Annotated in this window: 18 protein-coding genes; 12 read left to right on the forward strand and 6 right to left on the reverse strand. The window is 66.3% G+C overall.

The genetic code is table 11. The features are described 5' to 3' along the window. The first annotated feature begins 34 nt into the window (after nucleotides 1–34). Nucleotides 35–4,228 (forward strand): DNA-directed RNA polymerase subunit beta', encoded by a 4,194-nt coding sequence (rpoC, locus tag FGL25_RS05135; RefSeq protein WP_076224664.1) that lies wholly within the window; start codon nucleotides 35–37, stop codon nucleotides 4,226–4,228. Nucleotides 4,229–4,525: 297 nt separating this feature from the next. On the opposite strand, the gene FGL25_RS05140 is transcribed toward rpoC, so the two are convergent. Next, nucleotides 4,526–5,578 (reverse strand): hypothetical protein, encoded by a 1,053-nt coding sequence (locus tag FGL25_RS05140; RefSeq protein ID WP_138141131.1) that lies wholly within the window; start codon nucleotides 5,576–5,578, stop codon nucleotides 4,526–4,528. A gap of 385 nt (nucleotides 5,579–5,963) precedes the next feature. Here FGL25_RS05140 and rpsL point away from each other — a divergent pair, with 385 nt between their 5' ends. The 6 genes from rpsL (at nucleotide 5,964) to FGL25_RS05170 (ending at nucleotide 13,916) form a co-directional block, all read left to right on the forward strand. After that, nucleotides 5,964–6,338 carry a 30S ribosomal protein S12 gene (gene rpsL / locus FGL25_RS05145; RefSeq protein ID WP_003165508.1) on the forward strand — a complete coding sequence of 125 codons (375 nt, stop codon included), beginning with the start codon at nucleotides 5,964–5,966 and terminating at the stop codon, nucleotides 6,336–6,338. Between the two features lie 63 nt (nucleotides 6,339–6,401). Further along, entirely contained in the window at nucleotides 6,402–6,875 is a 474-nt protein-coding gene (gene rpsG / locus FGL25_RS05150) for a 30S ribosomal protein S7 (RefSeq protein ID WP_003165507.1), read from the forward strand. Nucleotides 6,876–7,010: 135 nt separating this feature from the next. After that, nucleotides 7,011–9,089, forward strand: a complete 2,079-nt coding sequence (gene fusA, locus FGL25_RS05155) for an elongation factor G (protein WP_046654608.1) — start codon at nucleotides 7,011–7,013, stop codon at nucleotides 9,087–9,089. 111 nt (nucleotides 9,090–9,200) lie between these two features. Then, nucleotides 9,201–10,391: an elongation factor Tu gene (gene tuf, locus FGL25_RS05160; protein ID WP_046654641.1), complete on the forward strand. Its 1,191-nt coding sequence runs from the start codon at nucleotides 9,201–9,203 to the stop codon at nucleotides 10,389–10,391. Nucleotides 10,392–10,707: 316 nt separating this feature from the next. Further along, nucleotides 10,708–12,300 (forward strand): PAS domain-containing hybrid sensor histidine kinase/response regulator, encoded by a 1,593-nt coding sequence (locus tag FGL25_RS05165; RefSeq protein ID WP_167493288.1) that lies wholly within the window; start codon nucleotides 10,708–10,710, stop codon nucleotides 12,298–12,300. 302 nt (nucleotides 12,301–12,602) lie between these two features. Further along, the gene (locus FGL25_RS05170; protein WP_197733804.1) at nucleotides 12,603–13,916 is read left to right on the forward strand and encodes a hemolysin family protein; all 1,314 of its coding nucleotides are present in this window, start codon (nucleotides 12,603–12,605) and stop codon (nucleotides 13,914–13,916) included. Between the two features lie 25 nt (nucleotides 13,917–13,941). Here FGL25_RS05170 and FGL25_RS05175 read toward each other — a convergent pair whose 3' ends face one another. The 3 genes from FGL25_RS05175 to FGL25_RS17365 all read right to left on the reverse strand — a co-directional run bounded on the left by FGL25_RS05175 (nucleotide 13,942) and on the right by FGL25_RS17365 (nucleotide 17,076). Beyond that, nucleotides 13,942–14,313: a hypothetical protein gene (locus FGL25_RS05175; protein WP_003165501.1), complete on the reverse strand. Its 372-nt coding sequence runs from the start codon at nucleotides 14,311–14,313 to the stop codon at nucleotides 13,942–13,944. 193 nt (nucleotides 14,314–14,506) lie between these two features. Then, nucleotides 14,507–16,129 (reverse strand): amino acid ABC transporter ATP-binding/permease protein, encoded by a 1,623-nt coding sequence (locus FGL25_RS05180; RefSeq protein ID WP_138141133.1) that lies wholly within the window; start codon nucleotides 16,127–16,129, stop codon nucleotides 14,507–14,509. A 38-nt stretch (nucleotides 16,130–16,167) separates the two neighbouring features. Next, a complete protein-coding gene (locus FGL25_RS17365) occupies nucleotides 16,168–17,076 on the reverse strand; it encodes an ATP-binding cassette domain-containing protein (protein WP_252970038.1) in 909 nt (302 codons plus the stop codon). Nucleotides 17,077–17,261: 185 nt separating this feature from the next. Here FGL25_RS17365 and FGL25_RS17370 point away from each other — a divergent pair, with 185 nt between their 5' ends. From FGL25_RS17370 to FGL25_RS05205, 5 genes are all read left to right on the forward strand, one after another. Continuing rightward, the gene (locus tag FGL25_RS17370) at nucleotides 17,262–17,855 is read left to right on the forward strand and encodes a hypothetical protein (protein ID WP_252970039.1); all 594 of its coding nucleotides are present in this window, start codon (nucleotides 17,262–17,264) and stop codon (nucleotides 17,853–17,855) included. A 203-nt stretch (nucleotides 17,856–18,058) separates the two neighbouring features. Beyond that, entirely contained in the window at nucleotides 18,059–19,621 is a 1,563-nt protein-coding gene (locus tag FGL25_RS05190) for a cytochrome ubiquinol oxidase subunit I (RefSeq protein WP_040346820.1), read from the forward strand. A 25-nt stretch (nucleotides 19,622–19,646) separates the two neighbouring features. Then, nucleotides 19,647–20,795 carry a cytochrome d ubiquinol oxidase subunit II gene (gene cydB, locus FGL25_RS05195; protein ID WP_003165497.1) on the forward strand — a complete coding sequence of 383 codons (1,149 nt, stop codon included), beginning with the start codon at nucleotides 19,647–19,649 and terminating at the stop codon, nucleotides 20,793–20,795. Between the two features lie 22 nt (nucleotides 20,796–20,817). After that, nucleotides 20,818–20,937 carry a cytochrome bd-I oxidase subunit CydX gene (gene cydX, locus FGL25_RS05200; RefSeq protein ID WP_003165496.1) on the forward strand — a complete coding sequence of 40 codons (120 nt, stop codon included), beginning with the start codon at nucleotides 20,818–20,820 and terminating at the stop codon, nucleotides 20,935–20,937. Nucleotides 20,938–21,126: 189 nt separating this feature from the next. Continuing rightward, complete coding sequence (locus FGL25_RS05205; RefSeq protein WP_252970040.1) at nucleotides 21,127–21,780, forward strand: OmpW/AlkL family protein; 654 nt, start codon at nucleotides 21,127–21,129, stop codon at nucleotides 21,778–21,780. Nucleotides 21,781–21,845: 65 nt separating this feature from the next. Here the strand turns inward: FGL25_RS05205 and FGL25_RS05210 are convergent, their stop codons facing one another. After that, nucleotides 21,846–22,586, reverse strand: a complete 741-nt coding sequence (locus FGL25_RS05210; RefSeq protein ID WP_046654326.1) for a Crp/Fnr family transcriptional regulator — start codon at nucleotides 22,584–22,586, stop codon at nucleotides 21,846–21,848. 59 nt (nucleotides 22,587–22,645) lie between these two features. Continuing rightward, complete coding sequence (locus FGL25_RS05215) at nucleotides 22,646–23,071, reverse strand: hypothetical protein (RefSeq protein ID WP_252970041.1); 426 nt, start codon at nucleotides 23,069–23,071, stop codon at nucleotides 22,646–22,648. Nucleotides 23,072–23,133: the final 62 nt, after the last annotated feature.

Here is a 23,133-nt window from a genome sequence, read left to right on the forward strand (position 1 = left end):
ATTTTCGCGGGGCATTCCCGCAGAAGGAATAAAGATGAACCAGGAAGTCCTGAACATCTTCAACCCGGTCCCGGTCACCCCGACCTTCGACCAGATCAAGATCGCCCTGGCCTCGCCGGAGAAGATCCGTTCGTGGTCGTTCGGCGAGATCAAGAAGCCGGAAACCATCAATTACCGCACGTTCAAGCCCGAGCGTGACGGCCTGTTCTGCGCCCGTATCTTTGGCCCGACCAAGGACTACGAATGCCTGTGCGGCAAGTACAAGCGCATGAAGTACAAGGGCATCATCTGCGAGAAGTGCGGCGTTGAAGTCACGCTGGCTCGCGTTCGCCGCGAGCGCATGGGTCACATCGACCTGGCCGCCCCGGTCGCCCACATCTGGTTCCTGAAGTCGCTGCCGTCGCGCATCTCGCTGATGCTGGACATGGCGCTGAAGGACGTCGAGCGCGTCCTGTACTTCGAGAACTACATCGTCACCGAGCCGGGCCTGACCCCGCTGAAGCAGAACCAGCTGCTGACGGAAGACGAATTCTATCACTATCAGGAAGAGTTCGGCGACGACGGCTTCACGGCCGAGATCGGCGCTGAAGCCGTCCGCAACCTGCTGATGGCGATCGACCTGAACGCCGAGGCCGAGAAGCACCGCGCCGAACTGGCCGACAACCCGTCGGAGCTGAAGGCCAAGAAGGCGTCCAAGCGACTGAAGCTGCTGGAAGCCTTCATCGAGTCGGGCAACAAGCCCGAGTGGATGATCCTGACCATCGTCCCGGTCATCCCGCCGGAACTGCGTCCGCTGGTGCCGCTGGACGGCGGCCGCTTCGCGACGTCGGACCTGAACGACCTGTATCGCCGGGTCATCAACCGGAACAACCGCCTGAAGCGCCTGATCGAGCTGCGCGCGCCGGACATCATCATCCGCAACGAAAAGCGGATGCTGCAGGAATCCGTCGACGCCCTGTTCGACAACGGCCGTCGCGGTCGCGTCATCACCGGCGCGAACAAGCGTCCGCTGAAGTCGCTGGCCGACATGCTGAAGGGCAAGCAGGGTCGCTTCCGTCAGAACCTGCTGGGCAAGCGCGTCGACTACTCGGGCCGTTCGGTCATCACCGTGGGCCCCGAGCTGAAGCTGCACGAGTGCGGCCTGCCCAAGAAGATGGCGCTGGAGCTGTTCAAGCCGTTCATCTACGCGCGTCTGGACGCCAAGGGCCTGTCGGGCACCGTCAAGCAGTCCAAGCGCATGGTCGAGCGCGAACAGCCCGCCGTCTGGGACATCCTGGACGAGGTCATCCGCGAGCACCCGGTCCTGCTGAACCGCGCGCCGACGCTGCACCGTCTGGGCATCCAGGCGTTCGAGCCCAAGCTGATCGAGGGCAAGGCCATCCGCCTGCACCCGCTGGTCTGTACGGCGTTCAACGCTGACTTCGACGGCGACCAGATGGCCGTGCACGTCCCGCTGAGCCTCGAGGCCCAGCTGGAAGCGCGCGTGCTGATGATGTCGACGAACAACATTCTGTCGCCCGCCAACGGCAAGCCGATCATCGTGCCGTCGCAGGACATCGTCCTGGGCCTATACTACCTGTCGCTGGTCAAGGAGAACCAGCCGGGCGAGGGCAAGCTGTTCGCCAACATGGGCGAGATCGACGCGGCCCTGGACGCCCAGGTCGTCAAGCTGCACACCAAGATCAAGGCGCGCTGGACCGAGATGAACTCGGACGGCGAAGTCGTGACCAAGGTGATCGACACCACGCCGGGCCGGATGAAGCTGGGCGCTCTGCTGCCGCTGAACCCGAACATCGGCTACAAGCTTCTTGAGAAGAACCTGACCAAGAAGGAAATCGGCAACCTGATCGATCAGGTCTACCGTCACTGCGGTCAGAAGGCGACGGTCATCTTCGCCGACCAGATGATGCAGATGGGCTTCCGTGAAGCGGCCAAGGCCGGCATCTCGGTGGGCAAGGACGACATCGTCATCCCGGCCAAGAAGGAACAGCTGGTCAACGAGACCCGCACCCAGGTGGAAGAGTACGAGCAGCAATATGCTGACGGCCTGATCACCAAGGGCGAGAAGTACAACAAGGTCGTCGACGCCTGGGCCAAGGCCACGGACAAGATCGCCGATGAGATGATGGGCGAGATCGCTCAGCCGCGCGTCCTGATCAAGGGTCAGGAGCCGGACATCAACTCGGTCTTCATGATGGCCAACTCGGGCGCTCGTGGCTCGCAGGCTCAGATGAAGCAGCTGGGCGGCATGCGCGGCCTGATGGCCAAGCCCTCGGGCGAGATCATCGAGACGCCGATCATCTCGAACTTCAAGGAAGGCCTGACCGTCCTTGAATACTTCAACTCCACCCACGGCGCCCGTAAGGGTCTGGCCGACACCGCGCTGAAGACCGCCAACTCGGGTTACCTGACCCGCCGTCTGGTGGACGTGGCGCAGGACTCCATCGTCACCGAGGAAGACTGCGGCTCGACGCGCGGCATCACCCTGCGCGCCGTGGTCGAAGGCGGCGACGTGCTCGTCTCGCTGGGCCAGCGCGTCCTGGGCCGTTACGCGGCCGAGGACATCAAGGAGCCGGGCGGCGAAGTCCTGTTCCCTGCGGACACCTATCTGCAGGAAGAGGAAGTCGAGCTGATCGACAAGGTCGGCGTCCAGTCCATCAAGGTCCGTTCGGCCCTGACGTGTGAAGCCGACGCCGGCATCTGCGGCATGTGCTACGGCCGTGACCTGGCGCGCGGCACCAACGTCAACATCGGCGAAGCGGTCGGCGTCATCGCCGCCCAGTCGATCGGCGAGCCGGGCACCCAGCTGACGATGCGTACCTTCCACATCGGCGGTACGGCTCAGGTTGCGGAAACCTCGTTCTTCGAGGCGACCAACGCGGGCGTCATCAAGGTCGTCGGCCCGACCGTTATCGCCGCTCACGGCGATCCGGTGGCCATGAGCCGCAACGTCGTGGTCACCGTGACCGTCGACGGCAAGGACCGCGAATCCTACAAGGTGCCGTACGGCGCGCGCCTGCGCGTCAAGGACGGCGGCGAGGTGGTCAAGAACCAACGCCTGGCCGAGTGGGATCCCTACACCACTCCGATCCTGACGGAAGTCGGCGGCGTGGTGCGCTTCGAGGATCTGGTCGAGGGCCTGTCGGTCAAGGAAGAGACGGACGAGGCCACGGGCATCGCCCAACGCGTCGTCTCCGACTGGCGCGCCAGCCCGCGCGGCGCGGACCTGCGTCCGGCCATGGGCGTCACCCAGGGCGACAGCTACGCCAAGCTGTCGAGCGGTTCTGACGCGCGTTACCTGCTGCCCGTGGGGGCCATCCTGTCGGTGGCCAACGGCGACGAGGTCAAGCCGGGCGACATCATCGCCCGTATCCCGACCGAAGGCGCCAAGACCCGCGACATCACCGGCGGTCTGCCGCGCGTGGCCGAACTGTTCGAAGCTCGTCGTCCGAAGGACTGCGCGGTCATCGCCGAGATGGACGGCCGTGTCGAATTCGGTCGCGACTACAAGAACAAGCGCCGCATCAAGATCACCCCGGAGCCGGATGCCGACGGCAACCAGGCCGAGGCGGTCGAGTTCCTGATCCCGAAGGGCAAGCACATCTCCGTCCACGACGGCGATCTGATCCAGAAGGGCGACTACATCATCGACGGCAACCCGGATCCGCACGACCTGCTGCGTATCCAGGGCGTCGAGGCGTTGGCCGAGTATCTGGTGAACGAAGTGCAGGAGGTCTACCGACTGCAGGGCGTGCCGATCAACGACAAGCACATCGAAGTCATCGTCCGTCAGATGCTGCAGAAGGTCGAGGTCATCGACTCCGCCGAGACGACGCTCATCAAGGGCGACCACGTCGATCGGGTCGAAGTCGACATCGAGAACGCCAAGGTCGAGAAGCGCGGCGGCCGCATCGCCACCGTGCAGCCGGTCCTGCTGGGCATCACCAAGGCGTCGCTGCAGACCCGCAGCTTCATCTCGGCGGCCTCGTTCCAGGAGACCACCCGCGTCCTCACCGAGGCTTCGGTCCACGGCAAGAAGGACACGCTGGAAGGACTGAAGGAAAACGTGATCGTGGGTCGCCTGATCCCGGCGGGCACGGGCTCCTACCTGCGCAGCCTGCAGAAGATCGCCAACGAGCGTGACGCTGAGCTGACCCAGGCCCGCGAAGACGCGGTCGAGCCGCTTCCCGCGGACCTGGCCCTGGAGCTGGAGCAGTCGGCCGACTGATCCGGGTTCAGACCTGAAAGACAGAAGAGGGCGGCGTCGAAAGGCGCCGCTCTTTTTGTTTGGCCTACCGCGCATTGCGCTGCTTGAGGCCGAGGGAAGGGGCACCGCTGCGTTTTTCGCTTCCTTCCCCCCTTGTGGGAGAAGGTGTCATGCGCAGCATGACGGATGACGGATGACGGATGACGGATGAGGGGTGGCGCAGAGTCTGGCCCAGCCTCCTTCTCTGGCGGCAGAGAGACCCCTCATCCGACCGCCTGCGGCGCCCACCTTCTCCCACAAGGGGAGAAGGAACTGCTTCTACTGCGGCCGCATCGGCTCGCGCGGACCGGCGGCGCCGGGCGTCATCGGGCGGCCCGAGGCAGGGGCGCCGTCGCGGCGGGTCTGGACGTTGCGGTTGGAGTCCATCTGCATCGAGGAATCCAGGTGCGCGCCCGCGCAGCCCGTGCCGAAGTTGGAGCCGGGGCAGTCCTGCGGCGCCAGCACGCCGACGCCGCCGCTGAGCGGGCGTCGTTGGGCCTCGTATCGTTGCATCTCGCGCGCGCCTTCGCGGGCGAAACGGGCGTCGCGCTCGGCGTTGCCGGTGCCGGTGATGCGGCCGTTCTCTGCGCCCTGCGCCGCGCGGGCGTTGAAGCGCTCGTCGCAGATGATCTCTTCCCCGCGCCGCAACAGTCGGCCGGCGGGGCAGCCGGCGGGCGAGGTGCGCAGCGCCCGGGCGTTGCGGCCGGACTGGCCTTCCGGCGTCACCCGCCAGGCGTCCGACACGCCGTCTACTCCTGAGGCGGCGGCCGAAGGCGCGCCCGGCGCCGGATTGGCCAGGCGCGGCGCCGGCGGAGCGGGCAGGCCGTCACGGCCGTCCTCTTCGTCCTTCTTGCGCGGGCGGATGGGGGCGATCACGGCGGGGGCGGCCGGCGCCCGCTCCAGCGCGGCGGCGGGCGGCGCGGGGGCCGCCTTGGGCGCAGGGGTCGGCAGGGGCGCGGCTTGCGGCGCAGTTCGAGGGGGCGGCGTCGCCTGAACCGCGGCGGGCGCCGGAGCAGGAGCCGGCAAAGGTTGGGCTGCTGTTCTCTGAGGCGGTTGCGATTCCATCGGCGTGGGCGGAGGCGTCGGGACGCGCGTCGGCGCAGGCAGGGGCGGCGACGGCTGCGGCGGAACGAACGGACGTTCGAGTTCAAGCTGGATGATCGGCGGCGCCGGCGGCGGAGGGAGAGCCTCACGCCGGTCGTCCGCCGCATAGCGAGCCATGCTGCCCAGCACGATCACGTGCATCAGCAGGGAGGCCCCCGCCGTCAGGGACCGCTTGAGGCGCGGCCTGGCCCGCTTCGCGGGGCCGTCGGGCAGAACGGCGATGCTCATGAAGCCTCCCCCATCGTCTGAACGAATGATGCCTAGGCAAGCATGGCGATATGTAGGCGCAATATCATTGATCCCTGAACAGGATGCGAACGCGGGGCTGCAGGCGTCGGCCTGAGCGAATCCCTTGACCTGTTAACGGATCGCGCGTAGAAGCCGCGCACTTTCGAGACGTGGGCGGTTCGCCGTCCGCTGAGATCGTGACAATTGAACGGACGGGCTGTGTCCCGCCGGAACGCCCGAAGCGCGCGTTCCGGTTTTTCTGTTTGGGCGTCGTGACCTCGGCTCGATAACACCCGGGCGGGGCTTCGGTCCCGTTCAAAAGAAGGCTCATGAGGCGCTCCGGTCGAAAGACACACGCCTCCACATCGAAAAGAGACGAATTCGAATGCCCACGATCAACCAGCTGATCCGCAAGCCCCGCAAGCCGAAGCCGGTTCGCAACAAGGTTCCGGCCCTGGAGGGTTCGCCCCAGCGTCGCGGCGTCTGCACCCGCGTGTACACCACGACTCCGAAGAAGCCGAACTCGGCTCTGCGTAAGGTCGCCAAGGTCCGCCTGGCCAAGAACGGCGTCGAAGCCGTGTGCTACATCCCCGGCGAAGGCCACAACCTGCAGGAGCACTCGGTCGTGCTGATCCGCGGCGGCCGCGTGAAGGACTTGCCCGGCGTTCGCTACCACATCCTGCGCGGCGTGCTCGATACGCAAGGCGTCAAGGACCGCAAGCAGCGTCGTTCGCACTACGGCGCCAAGCGTCCGAAGTAATCGGCCCCGGCCTACGTTTCAGAGATTTTCCCGACGTTAGTCGGGCCCGAGAAGGAATAACCCATGTCGCGTCGTCACCGCGCCCAGAAGCGTGAAGTTCTGCCGGATCCCAAGTTCGGAGACCTGGTGGTCACCAAGTTCATGAACTACGTCATGTACGAAGGTAAGAAGGCCGTCGCCGAAAACATCGTTTACGGCGCCTTCGACATCCTGGCGGACAAGAAGAAGGAGCAGACTGCGGTCGAGACCTTCCACGCCGCCCTGGAAAACGTCGCCCCGTCGGTCGAAGTCCGTTCGCGTCGCGTCGGCGGCGCCACCTACCAGGTGCCGGTCGAGGTCCGTCCGGACCGTCGTCGCGCCTTGGCCATCCGCTGGCTGGTCAACGCCGCGCGCAACCGCGGCGAAAACACCATGACGGAAAAGCTGGCCGCCGAGCTGCTGGACGCCTCGAACAACCGCGGCACCGCGGTCAAGAAGCGCGAAGACACCCACAAGATGGCCGAAGCCAACCGCGCCTTCAGCCACTACCGCTGGTAAGCGTCTTAAAACCGCCAATGGCGGCGACTATTTAAGACGATCCGGCGCGGGCGTTCAGGTTGAACCGCCCGCGCCGTCATATCCGACACCCCAGGGCGCTCGCCGCGTCCGCGAAGCTCCCGGAAGGCAACTTCAATGCCCCGCACACATAAAATCGAAGACTACCGCAACTTCGGCATCATGGCCCACATTGACGCGGGCAAGACGACGACGACCGAGCGGATCCTGTTCTACACCGGCAAGAACCACAAAATGGGCGAGACGCACGACGGCGCGTCCACCATGGACTGGATGGATCAGGAGCAGGAACGCGGCATCACCATCACGTCGGCCGCGACGACCGCTTTCTGGCGCGAAAAGCGCCTGAACATCATCGACACCCCCGGCCACGTGGACTTCACCATTGAAGTCGAGCGTTCGCTGCGCGTGCTCGACGGCGCCGTCACGGTGCTGGACGGCAACGCCGGCGTCGAGCCGCAGACGGAAACCGTCTGGCGCCAGGCTGACAAGTACAACGTTCCGCGCATCGTCTTCGTCAACAAGATGGACAAGATCGGCGCCGACTTCGAAAAGTCGGTCGAGTCGATCCGCGACCGTCTGGGCGCCAAGGCCGTGCCGATCCAACTGCCGATCGGTTCGGAATCGAACCTGAAGGGCGTGGTCGACCTGGTCGAGATGAAGGCGCTGGTCTGGGAAACCGACCAAGTCGGCGCCTCGGCCGACGTGCGCGACATCCCGGCCGACATGGCTGACGCCGTGGCCGCCGCTCGCCAGTACCTGGTGGACAACGCCGTCGAGATCGACGACGAGGCGATGGAAGCCTATCTGGAAGGCAACGAGCCCTCGGTTGAAGTGCTGAAGCGCTGCATCCGTAAGGCCGTCATCACCGGCGCCTTCTACCCGATCCTGGCCGGCTCGGCCTTCAAGAACAAGGGCGTCCAGCCCCTGCTCGACGCCGTCGTCGACTACCTGCCGTCGCCGGTGGACATCCCGCCGACGCCGGGCATCGACTTCAAGACCGAAGAGCCGATCACCCGCAAGGCTTCGGACGAAGAGCCCCTGTCGGTTCTGGCGTTCAAGATCATGGACGACCCCTTCGTCGGTTCGATCACCTTCTGCCGCCTGTACTCGGGCAAGATGGAGACCGGCCAGTCGCTGCTGAACTCGTCGCGCGACAAGCGTGAGCGTGTCGGCCGCATGCTGCTGATGCACTCGAACAACCGCGAGGACATCAAGGAAGCCTACGCCGGCGACATCGTCGCCCTGGCCGGCCTGAAGGAAACCCGCACGGGCGACACCCTGTGCGATCCGCTGAAGTCGCCGGTCATCCTCGAGAAGATGGAATTCCCGGCGCCGGTTATCGAGATCGCCGTCGAGCCCAAGACCAAGGCCGACCAGGAGAAGCTGGGCGTCGCCCTGGCCAAGCTGGCTTCGGAAGATCCGTCCTTCACCGTCTCGACCGACCACGAGTCGGGCCAGACGATCCTGAAGGGCATGGGCGAGCTGCACCTGGACATCAAGATCGACATCCTGAAGCGCACCTACAAGGTCGAAGCGACCATCGGCGCGCCGCAGGTGGCCTATCGCGAGTCCATCAGCCGCAAGGCCGAGATCGACTACACCCACAAGAAGCAGACCGGCGGTACGGGCCAGTTCGCCCGCGTCAAGCTGGTGTTCGAGCCGGGCGAGCCGGGGTCGGACTTCGTCTTCGAGTCGGCCATCGTCGGCGGCGCGGTGCCCAAGGAATACATTCCGGGCGTCGAAAAGGGCCTGAAGTCGGCCAAGGACAACGGCCTGCTGGCCGGCTTCCCGGTGATCGACGTCAAGGCCACCCTGGTGGACGGCGCTTTCCACGACGTCGACTCCTCGGTCCTGGCCTTCGAAATCGCGTCGCGCGCTGCGTTCCGCGAGCTGAAGGAAAAGGGCGGACCGAAGCTGCTCGAGCCGATCATGGCGGTCGAGGTCGTGACCCCGGAAGAGTACCTGGGTTCGATCATCGGCGACCTGAACGGCCGTCGCGGCATGATCCAGGGGCAGGACATGCGCGGCAACGCCGTCGTCGTGAACGCCTTCGTGCCGCTGGCCAACATGTTCGGCTACGTGAACACGCTGCGCGGCATGTCGCAGGGCCGCGCCCAGTTCACCATGCAGTACGACCACTACGAAGCGGTGCCGCAACACGTCGCCGACGAAGTGATCAAGAAGTACGCCTAAGTCCGTCTTTTCGACGGACTCACTTGAAAACGGGGCGGTTTGACCACAAATCGCCCCACCTATCCCCAAACCCATTTGGACCCCCGTTTTGGGGATGCCAGGAGCTAGAGAATGGCCAAGGAAAAGTTCGAACGCACGAAGCCGCACGTGAACATCGGCACGATCGGTCACGTTGACCACGGCAAGACGACGCTGACGGCGGCGATCTCGATGACGCTGGCGAAGGCCGGCGGCGGCAAGGCGATGAACTACGCCGACATCGACAACGCGCCGGAAGAAAAAGCGCGCGGCATCACGATCAACACGTCGCACGTCGAGTATGAGACGGCCAACCGTCACTATGCGCACGTCGACTGCCCGGGCCACGCCGACTACGTGAAGAACATGATCACGGGCGCGGCTCAGATGGACGGCGCGATCCTGGTGTGCTCGGCCGCTGACGGCCCGATGCCGCAGACCCGCGAGCACATCCTGCTGTCGCGTCAGGTCGGCGTTCCGGCGCTGGTGGTGTTCCTGAACAAGGTCGACATGGTCGACGACGAGGAGCTGCTGGAGCTGGTCGAGATGGAAGTGCGCGAGCTGCTGAGCTCGTACCAGTTCCCGGGCGACGACATCCCGGTGGTCAAGGGCTCGGCCCTGGCCGCGGTGGAAGATCGCGACCCGCACATCGGCGCCGAGCGCGTTCTGGAGCTGATGGCGGCGGTCGACAGCTACATCCCGCAGCCGGAACGTCCGATCGACATGCCGTTCCTGATGCCGGTGGAAGACGTGTTCTCGATCTCGGGCCGCGGCACCGTGGTGACGGGTCGCGTCGAGCGCGGCGTCGTCAAGGTCGGTGAAGAAGTCGAAATCGTCGGCATCCGTCCGGTTCAGAAGACGACCTGCACGGGCGTCGAAATGTTCCGCAAGCTGCTGGACCAGGGCCAGGCCGGCGACAACGTGGGCGTGCTGCTGCGCGGCACCAAGCGTGAAGACGTCGAGCGCGGCCAGGTGCTGTGCAAGCCGGGTTCGATCACCCCGCACACCAAGTTCGTGGCTGAAGCCTACATCCTGAACAAGGAAGAAGGCGGCCGTCACACGCCGTTCTTCACGAACTACCGCCCGCAGTTCTACTTCCGCACGACGGACGTGACCGGCATCGTGCGCCTGAAGGAAGGCGTCGAGATGATCATGCCGGGCGACAACGCCGAGCTGGACGTCGAGCTGATCACGCCGATCGCGATGGAAGAGAAGCTGCGCTTCGCCATCCGTGAAGGCGGCCGCACCGTCGGCGCCGGCGTCGTGGCCAAGATCGTCGAGTAATCGACGATCCTCGCCACGCGGGACTAAAGCCTAGGCGGGAGCTCGCTCCCGCCGGGGCCAAGATCGTCGAGTAATATCGACGGGCGGCTTTCGAGCCGCACAGTACGAGTAAGCGTAAGCGTACCGGCCTCAAGCAGCCCGCAAGGGCGGTAGGCCGTAGTAAAGCGTAACAGAGCGGCCCCCGGAGAAATCCGGGGGCCGTTTTGCTTTCTGACGATGCATTGAATCAGAGCGGGCGCCCGACTTTGGTCGAATGGGACGGTTAAGCTTTTCTCAGCCAGGCGTGGGCCATCAGGCGCCGCTGAAAGGAGCATCTATGACTGACGTTGACTGGCCCCGCCGCGCCGGCCTCTCCGCCGCGCTCGACGAGGCCGCCATCGTGGCGATCACGGATCGCGCCGGCCGTATTCTGTACTGCAATGACAAGTTCGAGGCGGTCAGCGGCTACTCGCGCGAGGAACTGATCGGTCAGACGCACAGGGTGGTGAACTCGGGCGTCCACCCGCGCGACTATTTCCGCAATCTGTATCGCACCATCGCGGGGGGCGAGGTGTGGCGCGGCACCATCCAGAACCGCACCAAGTCGGGCGAGCCTTATTGGGTCGATACGACCATCGTGCCGAACCTGGGGTCTGACGGGCGGCCCGAGACCTACACCGCCATCCGCTTTGAGGTGTCGGACCACGTCCGCGCGCTCAAGGCCCTGGAACTGGCGCAGGCCGAGGCGCGACAGGCCGCCGAGGTGCGGGACCGTTTCTTCGCCAACATCAGCCATGAGGTGCGCACCCCGCTGAACGCCGTGCTGGGCCTGGCTTCGGCCCTGGCGCACACGACGTTGACGTCGCGCCAGACCGAGATGCTGAAGTTGATCACCGGAGCAGGGGACGCCCTGCGTCGCGTGCTGGACGACATGCTGGACCTGTCGAAGATGCAGGCGGGTCAGTTCAGCCTGTCGCTGACGCCGTTTGATCTCAGAACCGACATCGAGGCCGTCGTTGAGATGCGCCGCGCGGTCGCTGAGGACAAGGGGCTGACGCTGGACGTGGCGTTTGCGCCGAGCGCGCAGGGGCAGGTGATCGGCGACGGCGTCCGCATCACCCAGATCGTATCCAACTTGGTGTCCAATGCGGTGAAATTCACGGCTGAGGGGCGTGTATCTGTTCGTGTCGACGTGCGCGCCGAGGACAACCGGGAACATCTGATTATTGAGGTCGAGGACACGGGCATGGGCTTTGACGCCGAAGCGGCGCGACGCCTGTTTGATCCCTTCGTTCAGGCCGATGACGCCATATCGCGCCAGTTCGGCGGTACAGGTCTGGGCTTGTCCATTTGCAAGTCGTTGGCCGAGTTGATGGGCGGAGAGATTGCCGCAGAGTCGGCGCTGGGCGAGGGCAGTCTGTTCCGTGTGGTCCTGCCCGTCGAGCGTGTGGCGGCGGTCGTGGCCGAACCGGCGGCGACATCGGTTGAAGCGGCGCATGCGTCGGATGAGGGCGCGCAGATTCGCGTCCTGGCGGTCGAGGACAACCCGGCCAATCAGATGGTGGTGCGCTGCTTGCTGGAGCCGCTGGGCTTCGAGATCGTCACTGCCGACAACGGTCTGGAAGGCGTGCGGCGTTTCGAGCAGGAGCATTTCGACATGGTGTTGATGGATATGCAGATGCCGGTCATGGACGGGCTGGACGCCATGCGCCGCATCCGCGCCGACGAAGCGCGACTGGGCGCCGAACGCACGCCTATCGTCATGCTGACGGCCAATACGACCGAAGTTCACCATCTGAAGGCGGTGCAGGCGGGCGCCGATCATCTGGTATCCAAGCCTGTCACCCTGGACATCCTGTTGCAGGGGATGGAGCAGGGCGCCGCCGCCGCCGCTGAATGGTCGGGCGAGCCGGTTCTTTCGGCCGCCTGACCGCAGGAACCGGGCCGCACGGCTCGGCGTTCAGAAGCGGTCGTCAATGATCGGTTAACCACGATGAAACGCGCCGCGCGTCTGGGCTTGATGATTGGTCTGGTGATCGGACTCAGCGCTTGCGCCGCCGGGCATATGAGGCAAGGGGACGTCGATACGGGCTTCTACGGCGGCGTCGAAGCGGCTCGAACGGGCTGAACGCCGCAGTTTCGACAACAGTGCTGGCGCAGACGAGGCTTCGCCTTTACTATCGGCTGCGCGGACGCCGTTAGTCGCGCCGCGTCAGGGCTTCTCCCTTTTCGATGTTGACCATCGCTATCGTCGTCGTGCTGCTGCTTGTGGTGCTGAACGGCCTTTTCGCCATGACCGAACTCGCGGTCGTGTCCTCCCGCAAATCCAAGCTTCAGAGCCGCGCCGAACGAGGCGACCGCGGCGCCCGCGCCGCGTTGAAGCTGGCCGAGGAGCCGACCCAGTTTCTTTCGGCGGTTCAGGTGGGCATCACCCTGATCGGCATTCTGGCGGGCGCCTACGGTCAGGCCGCCATCGCAGGCGAGTTGGATGACATCCTGACGGCGAACCTGCCGGCCCTGGCCCCCTATTCGCAGATCATCGCCACCGGCGTGGTCGTGGTGCTGATCACCTATGTCTCGCTGATCGTCGGCGAACTGGTGCCCAAGCGGCTGGCCCTGATCTTCCCCGAGACCATCGCCTCCAAGATGGCCGGTCCGATCTCGACCCTGGCCCTGGTGATGAAGCCGTTCGTGCTGCTGCTGACGGCCTCGACCTCGGGCATCCTCAAACTGTTGGGCGTCAAGGACCGCGACGGTTCGGACGTCACCCAGGAAGAGGTGGAGAGCATCCTGGCCGAGGGCACTTCTGCGGGCCTGATCGAGCCGGAAGAGCAGGAGATGATCGAAGAGATCCTGCGCCTGGGCGACCGGGCCGTGCGCGTGGCCATGACGCCGCGTCACGAGGTCTATTGGATCGCCCTGGACGATTCGGAAGAGGTGCTGCGCGAGGAAATCCGCACCTGCCCTTATTCGCGCATCGTAGTGGCGCGCGACAACGACATCGATAATCCGTTGGGGGTGGTCCACAAGAAGGATCTGCTGGACAGCTTGCTCGACAACGGCGAGTTCAATGTCGAGAAGCTGGTGGCCGAGCCGGCCTTCATCCCGCAGTCGACCTCGGTGCTGAAGGCGCTGGAGATCCTGAAGGGCTCCAAGGTTCACATGGCCTTCGTGGTCGATGAATACGGCGCCTTCGAAGGCGTGGTCACGGCGACGGATCTGCTGGAGATGATCGCCGGCGATTTCAACGAGAGCCATGACGAGGCCGAGACGGCCGTGCGCAAGCGCGCTGACGGCACTTGGGCTGTCGACGGTCAGATCGATCTGGATGAACTGGGCGAGGCCCTGGGCGAAGACTTCGGCGAGCATGAAGGCTTCCACACGGTGGCGGGCCTGGTGCTGCACCATCTGTCGCGGGTGCCGAACGAGGGCGACGTCCTGCAACTGGGGCGTTTCGAGGTCGAGGTCATCGACATGGACGATCGACGCATCGACAAGCTGTTGTTCCGCCCGGTCATCAAGGGCGAAGAAACCGACGCCGCCTGATCCAGGCGGCGTCGATCATGACGGTTCAGTCGCGATCCAGCGGCTGGACCAGGGCGACCCGATAGGGACGCATGGGGCCGCCCGGCTCGGCCAGGGAGACGTATTCCCCCGGCACGAAGCGTTCGCTTTCGAGGCGGAAGCCGACGGCGTCGGACTCTTCGCCGGGGAAGTCCAGCACCCAACGGCCGTCGGCGCCCTGAGACAGTTGGCCGACCGCCAGGGTTTCGCCGTCGCGGAAACGGCGGACGCGCGTGCGCTCGGGCGCAGCGAGCAGGGCCGCCGCGTCCAGCCGTGATTGCTGGTCCAGCGTCATGACCAGATCATAGCCGTCGCGCGGATCGCCGTGCGGCGCATCGGCCTCGCGGGCCAACTCCAGCCGGATATGGTGCAGCGTCATGGTCAGCGCGCCTTGCGGTCGGCCAGGTTGCTGCTGATCACGCCATAGGCCATGGCGGCCATGAAGGTGAGGAAGAAGGCGCCCATGGCGGCGACGGGGGCGACGATTTCTGAAGGCATGACAGTTCTCCTATGCCGACAGCAGAGCCTATCTCGGCCCTCTTCGCCTTGATGGAGATCAAAGGTCTCGCAGATCAGGCGGCGGCCCGAAGCGGTCCGACGTGGGCCTGGATATGGCCGTTCTGGGTGATGCCGCTGACCGTCAGAGCCTGATCGCAAAGGGTCAGGGGGGCCGGGCGGTGGCTGACCAGGATCAGGCCCTGGCCCGTGCGTTGGAGGCGTTGCGACAGCCGGTCCAGCACCTTGGCTTCAGTGGCGGCGTCCAGGCCTTCGGTCGGCTCGTCCAGCACCAGCCAGGGGGCGGGGCGCAGATAGGCGCGGGCCAGGCCCAGGCGCCGCCGCTCGCCGCCTGACAGCCGTGCGCCGTTTTCGCCCAGAGGCGCGTCCAGGCCGCCGGGCGCGGCGCGGATGCGATCAGCCAGTCCGGCGTCTTCGAGCACGGCCCAGAGCTGGTCGTCATCTGCCGTGGGGGCGGCTAGGCGCAGGTTCTCGCGCACCGTTCCGGCCATCAGCACCGCCTGCTGCGGCGCATAGGCGAACAGCGGCCGCACCGCATCCGGGCACAGGGCGGCGCCGTCCATATCGGCGAAGGCGACCTCGCCTGGAATGGGCGCGCGCAGATGCATCATCCGCTCGATCAGGGTGGTCTTGCCCGCGCCTGAGCGGCCCACGATGGCCAGGCGTTGAGGCGGCGTGAGGCGCAGATCGGCGGATGACAGGCGAAGCGTCGGCGCTGCGGCGGCAGGCGCCGCGACGGGCGCTTCCCCATCCAACAGTTCGCCCAGACGCTGGACGGCGACCGCGACGGCGCCGTTCTGGCGCAGGGCGTTGAGCAGATTTCCGGCGCTCTCGACCGTGGCGACGGCGGCCAGCATGGCCAGCGCCGTCAGGGCGGGAGAGGCGGCGCCTGCGGCCAGCGCCGCGCCCGTGACGCCTAGCGCCATGGCCAGGGTCTGGCCTGCCATCAGCCAGCCTCCGGCGCGGGCCAGGGCCTCTGCGGCGGCCTCGACGGCGCCGCCCTGACGGGCCAGGCGGTCCACGGCCCAGTCCTTCATGCCATAGGCCTGAAGTTCAGGCGCGGCGGCGGCCATGGCGGCGAAGTCGGTCTTGAAGTCGCCCATGGCCTCCTGCAAGCGGCGGCCCGCAGGTTCGGCCAGACGACGGCCCATGAGGACGCCCAGCGCCACGCTGACTACGGCGGCCAGCGCCACCGCAACGGCCGCCCGCCATCCGGCCAGCGAGGCCATCACCATGCCGGTCAGCAGGCCAGCGCCCGCGCTCCACGGGGCGGACAGGCGCACGAAACGGTCCTGAACGGCGTCGACGTCCTGCACCAGACGGGCCGAGGCTTCGCCGCCCGCCAGCGACAGGGCGCGGGTCGCGGGGCCGCGCGCCAGGCCGTCGAACAGCTGGGGGCGCAGGGCGGCCAGCGCCTTCAGCGCCGCCTCGTGTCCGGTGACGCGCTCGCCATAGCGGGACGCGGTGCGCACGATGGCCAGAAAGCGGATGACCGCGCTGGGCACCAGATAGTTGAACGCCTGGGCCGCGGCCGGTCCGACGGCGCCCGCCAGGGCGGATGCGGTGATGAACCAGCCTGACACCCCCAGCAGGGCCACGGCCCCGGCCGAGACCAACGCCCCCGTGACCGAAGCGGCCAGCAGGCGTGGAAACTGGGCGCGCTCCTGGGCGCGGATCATGGCCTTGAGTCGGGCGACGCCGGGAGAGGACTGAGGCTTCACAGGCGCACCACCACATCGGCCAGTTCGGCCACGGCGTCGGAATGGGTCGCGATCAGGGTCGTGCGCCCGCGCGCCGCCTCGCGGATGAGCGGCAGCAGGGCGGCCTCGGCGGCGGCGTCCAGATTGGCGGTCGGCTCGTCCAGCAGAAGCAGGGGCGAGGGCTTGAGGAAGGCGCGGGCCAGGCTCAGACGCCGCCGCTCGCCGCCCGACAGACCGCCGCCGCGCTCGTCGATCCGGCGGTCCAGCGCGCCGTCGAGCCCCGCCTTGCGTGCGGCCTGTTCGATCTCTTCGGGCGTAGCCCCGCGCCGGGCCAGGGCGATGTTCTCGGCCAGGGTTCCGCGGATCACGACCGGGGCCTGACCGGCCCAGGCGATCCAGGCGGCCAGGTCGGGATGGTCCGACAGGCGCGCGTCGCCGACTTCGACATCGCCTGCAGACAGGGGCGCCAGGCCCAGGAAGAGGTTCAGCAGGCTGGTCTTGCCCGCCCCGCTGAGGCCGGTCAGGGCCACGATGGAGCCGGGCGCGACCGTCAGATCGAAGCCGCTGATCACCGGCGCGCCGTCATAGGCGATCGCCACGTCCTTGAAACGCACGGCGGGCGCTGCGACGGGCGGGGAGGGGCGGGCGCGGGGCGTCTCGTCAGTTTGATGCAGGCGGCTGAGGCTGGGGACGGCGGACTCGGCGGCCTGACGGTCGTGATAGGCGGCGGCGAGACGGCGCATGGGCTGATAGACCTCGGGCGCCAGGGCCAGGACGAAGAAGGCCTGCGTCAGGCTCAGCTCGTCCGGCGCGGGGAAGGGCAGCAGCTTCAGCAGGTTGAAGCCGCAGTAGACGGCGACCAGGGCCACAGCCAGGGCCGAGAAGAACTCCAGCACCGCCGAGGACAGGAAGGCGACCTTCAACACCTTGCCGGTGCGGCGGGCCAGGTCGTCCGAGGCGCGGGCGATGACGCGGGTCTGTTGGGCTTCTGCCTGGAAGGACAGGATGGCCGGCAGGGGCGCGCACCCGGTCCAGGAACAATCCCGACAGCCGTTCCAGCGCCTGGAACTGACGACGGCTCTCGGCGCCCGCCGCCATGCCGGTCAGGGCCATGCCCAGAACGAAGGGCAGCAAGGTGAAGATCAGGATGCCTGCGGTGAAGGGGCTGACGATGCCCGCCGCCAGGATCAGGATCAGGGGCGAGACGGCCGCCCGCCGTTCGGGCGGGGGCGAAGCGGGCGACGTGGCCGTCCAGGGCCTCTACGCCCTCGGCGGCGGCGGTCATGGCGGCGGCGTCCGACAGGCGGCCGCTGAGGGCGCCCTTCAAACGCACGACGTCGCAGGCCGTTTCTTGGCGGCGCGTGCGGCGCGGGTGTTGACGAAGACCGCCGCCCTGGTTGAGCGCGGCGCGCGCGATCAGGGCGACAGTCGCCAGAATCAGGCCGGGAACGGCTTCGGCCAGACCCTGCGGCAGGGCGCCGACGGCCAGGGCCAGTCCGGCGGCGAAACCGATGGCGGGGAGAGTGTCGGCGATCACCAGGGCGCCGCCCAGGCTCATCAGGCGACGCCAGGGGGACAGGGCGGATTTCAACCAGGCCGCAGGCGCCGTCGTCTCTGCGATTCGTCGCGAATCCGCCTGTTGAGGGTCGACCGGCTGGGCCGTCATTACGTCTCCTGGTGCGCCATTCTGGGAATGTGGGCCTGATCCGGCTTCATCCAATGCAACCGGCCACGATAGAGGATGGGGCAAAAAAGCCTATGTGGCGAAAGGTCTTTGGGCGAAACGCCCTCTAGTTCAAGTCGCTGTCGCCAGCTTTGATCAGGATCAAGGCGCGCCAAACGGCGCGGCTTTAGGTTATAGTAGAACGCCGGTCGATGGGGGCTGGCGGTCAGGAGCCTGAACCCATGATCGACCTGGCGGTCGTAGACCTGTCACGCCTTCAGTTCGCACTGACGGCGCTATACCACTTTCTATTCGTGCCCCTCACATTGGGCCTCTCCTTCATGCTGGTCATCATGGAGAGCATCTATGTGATGACCCGCAGGCCCATCTGGCGGACGATCACCCGCTTCTGGGCCACGCTGTTCGGCATTAACTTCGTGCTGGGCGTCGCCACCGGCATCACCATGGAGTTCCAGTTCGGCATGAACTGGAGCTACTACTCGCACTACGTCGGGGACATCTTCGGGGCGCCGCTGGCGATCGAGGGCCTGATGGCCTTCTTCCTGGAAGCGACCTTCGTGGGCCTCATGTTCTTCGGCTGGGACAAGCTGAAGCCGGTGACTCACCTGTTCGTCACCTTCCTGACGGCGCTGGGCACCAACCTGTCGGCCCTGTGGATCCTGATCGCGAACGGCTGGATGCAGAACCCGGTCGGCGCGGCCTTCAATCCGGACACCATGCGTATGGAGGTCACGGACTTCATGGCCGTGCTGTTCAACCCGGTGGCCCAGGCCAAGTTCGTCCATACCGTTTCGGCCGGTTATGTCTGCGCCTCGGTCTTCGTGCTGGGCGTGTCGGCCTTCTATCTGCTGAAGGGCAAGCACAAGGGCTTCGCCAAGCGGTCGATGACGGTGGCCGCAGCCTTCGGTCTGGCCTCGTCGCTGTCGGTCGTGGTTCTGGGCGATGAGTCGGGCTACGCCCTGACCGACAACCAGAAGATGAAGCTCGCCGCTCTGGAGGCTATGTGGCACACCGAAGAGGCCCCGGCGGGCCTGACGGCCATCGGCTTCCCCAGCCTGGAAGACCGCAAAACGCACTATGAGGTGAAGATTCCCTATGTTCTGGGTCTGATCGCCACGCGCAGCGTCGACAAGCCCGTCGAAGGCATTCTGAACCTGGTGGCTATCGCCGAGGACCGCATCGAGCGCGGCGTCGTGGCCTATGACGCCCTGGAGAAGATCAAGGCTGATCCGACCGACATGGCTGCGCGCGGCCAGTTCGAGACGGTCCGCAACGACCTGGGCTACGGTCTGCTGCTGAGACGCTATGTCGAGGATCCGCGTCTGGCCACGCCCGAACAGATCCAACTGGCGGCCTGGAGCACGGTGCCGAACGTGCCGGTGATGTTCTGGACCTTCCGCGTCATGGCGGGGATCGGTTTCCTGATGATCGGCCTGTTCGCCACGGCCTTCATTCTGTGCACCCTGCGCAAGCACGAAACCCGGTGGTTCCTGCGTCTGGCCGTTCTGGCCATTCCGCTGCCGTGGATCGCGATCGAGTTCGGCTGGATTCTGGCCGAGGTCGGCCGCCAGCCCTGGGCCGTGGAAGGCGTCCTGCCGACCTTCCTGGGCGCATCCAGCCTGACGGTGACGCAGTTGTGGACGACGATCATCGGCTTCACCGTGCTTTACGGCGCCCTGGCCGTGATTGAAGTGGGCCTGATCCTCAAGGCCATCAAGAAGGGCCCCTTCCACGAACAGGAAGCCCAGGACGAGTCGGCGGCAGACGCCGAACCGGCCGTGGCCTGACGCTTCAGATCAAGGATAATCGAAGATGGAACTTCCTCTCGACTTCGCCACGCTTCGCCTGATCTGGTGGGGACTGGTCGGCATTCTGCTGATCGCCTTCGCCCTGACGGACGGATTCGACCTGGGCGTCGGCGCCCTTCTGCCCTTCGTCGCCAAGACGGACGAAGAGCGCCGCATGGTGATCAACACCGTCGGCGCCACCTGGGAAGGCAACCAGGTGTGGTTCATCCTGGGCGGCGGCGCGATCTTCGCCGCCTGGCCCTTCGTCTACGCCGTCAGCTTCTCCGGCTTCTATCTGGCGATGTTCCTGGTGCTGTCGGCGCTCATACTGCGCCCGGTCGCGTTCAAGTATCGCTCCAAGCGGCCCGAAGCGAAGTGGCGCTCGATGTGGGACTGGGCGCTGTTCATCGGCGGCTTTGTGCCGGCACTGGTGTTCGGCGTGGCCATGGGCAACGTCCTGCTGGGCGCGCCCTTCCGCCTGACCAGCGAACTGCGCGCCTTCTATGACGGTTCGCTGCTGGGCCTGTTCACGCCGTTCACTCTGATCGCGGGTCTGCTGTCCGTGGCCATGTTGGTGTTGCACGGCGCCGCCTGGCTGGGGCTGAAGGCCGAACGGGGGCCCGTGGCCGACCGCGCACGCATGATCGGCACCGTCGCCGGCGTGCTGAGCATCGCCCTGTTTGCGATCGGCGGCCTGATGGTGGCCTATGGCGACATGGGCTTCCGCATCACCGGAGCCCTGGACGTCAACGGCCCGTCGAACCCGCTGCGCACCACGGTCGAGGCGGTCTCAGGCGCCTGGATGGACAACTACGGACGCTATCCGTGGATGATGATCGCTCCGGCGCTCGGTTTCCTCGGCGCGGCGGCGGCGGTCCTGGGCCTGTGGCGCCGCAGCGAGCCCCTGGCCTTCGGCGGTTCGTCGCTGTCGGCGGTGGGCATCATCTCGACCGTCGGCCTGTCGATGTTCCCCTTCATCCTGCCCAGCACGGTCGACCCGCAGTCCAGCCTGACGGTGTGGAACGCATCGTCCAGCCACTTGACGCTGTTCATCATGCTGCTGGTGACGCTGATCTTCCTGCCGCTGATCCTTCTCTACACGGCCTGGGTCTACAAGGTGCTGTGGGGTCGTTCCACGACCCAGGCGCTGCGCAGCAACCCCGACCTCTACTGATCCCGCGAAAGGAGATCATTCCATGTGGTATTTCGCCTGGATCCTGGGCTTGGGCCTTGCGGTGCTCTTCGGGGTGCTGAACGGCCTGTGGCATGAGTTCCAACTGTCGGACGCCGGAGACGAGGGCCATTCAGAGCCCTGACGCTTCGGCCGCTGATGCCGACTGAAAGATCCCCTTCGGCGCTTGTCGGAGGGGATTTTTCTTGGCCGAAACCGAAGAAATATCCATGGCTTGCGATGGATCAAGGCTGTGCGGCGGTTGCAGGCGCATGATCGGCAAGACATCGAAGCCGGGCGTTTTTCGATCCGGCGAATGTCGGGGATTAAACTAATGAAAACCGCCGCCGCATTGATCGCCTCCGTCAGCCTGCTGACCGTCGCAGGCGCCGCCTCGGCCCAGAACGCCGCGCCTGAACAGGTAGGCAAGGGCTCGTTGATCGTCACGGCCCGCATGACGGGCGTCCTGCCGCAGGCCGATGACGCCATCGTCACCGCCGCCGGGGCCGACAGCGGCCTGAAGGTCGATGTGGGCGACGACTGGATGCCGACGCTGGGCTTCACCTATTTCGTCGCCGACCACTGGGCCGTCGAGGCCATCCTGGGCGCGACTCAGCACGAAGTCCGGGCCAAGGGCGGCGCGACCGACGTGGCCGTGCATGAGACCTGGGTGCTGCCGCCGGTTGTGACGCTGCAATACCGACCGACGCCGAACGCGACGGTCAGCCCCTATGTCGGGGCGGGCGTGAGCTACATGGCCTTCTTCAGCGGCAAGGATAAGAACGGCTTCGAGGTCGATCTGGACGACGGCTTCGGCGTCGCGCTTCAGGCCGGGGCGGACTGGAACCTCTCCGGCCCGTGGACGCTGAACCTGGACGCCAAGAAGGTGTGGTTCGACACGGACGCCAAGATCAACGGCGGCGCGTTGAAGAGCAGCGTCAGCCTGGATCCCTGGGTCGTGTCGGTGGGCGTCGGCCGCAAGTTCTAAAGCCGATGCAGGGAGGGGCGCGGAACGTCAGGCCGCGTCCCCTTCACCTTTTTTCTGAAATGAGATCAGGCGGCGCCTTCGCCCAGGGCCTTGAGGGCGGCCGGATCGGGCAGGGCGACGTCATTGCCCGGCAGCAGCTGGATCAGGCCCGAGGTCTTGAACTGGGTGAAGACCCGGCTGACCGTCTCGATCGTCAGGCCCAGATAGTCGGCGATGTCCAGCCGCGTCATCGGCAGGTGGACGTGGCCCACGGCGCCGCCCAGCTGCACCTGTCGCTCGGACAGGCGGGTCAGGAAGCTGGCCAGCCGCTCGCGCGCCGTCTTGCGGCCCAGCAGGACGATCTGCTCCTGCGCGGCCATCAGTTCGTCCCCGGCCAGGGCCACCAGGCGGTGCTCCAGCGCGGGCAGGGCGTTCAGCAGTTGATCGAAGTCGCCGCGCCGGAAACGGCAGGCGTTCAGCGGCGTCAGCGCCTCGGCGGTGAAGCTGGACGGACCGCGTCCGCCCAGGCCCAGGAAGTCGCCCTGGAACAGGAAGCCGGTGATCTGGCGTCGTCCGTCGGGCAGCAGGCGATACAGCTTCACCGCGCCGTCTACGACGTTGAAGACATAGGGGTTCGGGTCGCCCTCGTGGAACAGGGCCTGGCCGGGCTGGGCCGAGACGCTTTCGCTGGCGCAGGCCATGCTTTGAAGTTCATGGCCCTTCAGGTCCGCGCAGACGCCCAGCGGGCGGGCGCCGCAGGTGGAGCACGGATGGACGTCTTCCAGACGCACCTCTTCGATTTCGGCCTGGGCCGCAGCGGTGTTCACGAACGTCGTCTCCCGGATAGCGCGGCAGTCTAGGCGATAAGCGGCCGATTCCGAATAGGTCAGCCTGTCCTAGCCGTCAGTTCGGCGGCGCAGTCCGGTGCGGCGGCTTCCTCCGCGTAGCGTAGCCGAGCGCCCAACTGACAGGCCAGGGCGGTCAGTTCGACGGCCAGGCTCTGCCGCACCAGGGGCCGCACCCCCATTTCGCGCACCACGAAGGGACCGGCCCACAGGGTCTCGCCGTACTCCAGGTCGGGCTGGCGCCACCAACTGACGAAGCCCAGCACCCCGCCGCGCTGATTGCGGGCGCTGAGGATGCCCCGGCTTTCCGGTGCGGCGCGCCAGGCGGACAGGAAGGCGTTCCACTGCGCCGGCTCCAGATTGGGCCGCCACAACCGCGCCAGGGCGAAGGCGGCCGGCGCCTCGGCTTCGCTGAGGGGGGCCACCTCCAGGCGAGGCGCATCGGACGCGAAGCGGGACTCTGTCATAGGGGCATTGGAACCGAAGCGGCGTCCAGTCGCCTTGATCTGCGTCAAGGCTGCATCGAAGC

The organism is Brevundimonas vancanneytii, assembly GCF_901421975.1.
Lineage (GTDB): Bacteria > Pseudomonadota > Alphaproteobacteria > Caulobacterales > Caulobacteraceae > Brevundimonas > Brevundimonas diminuta.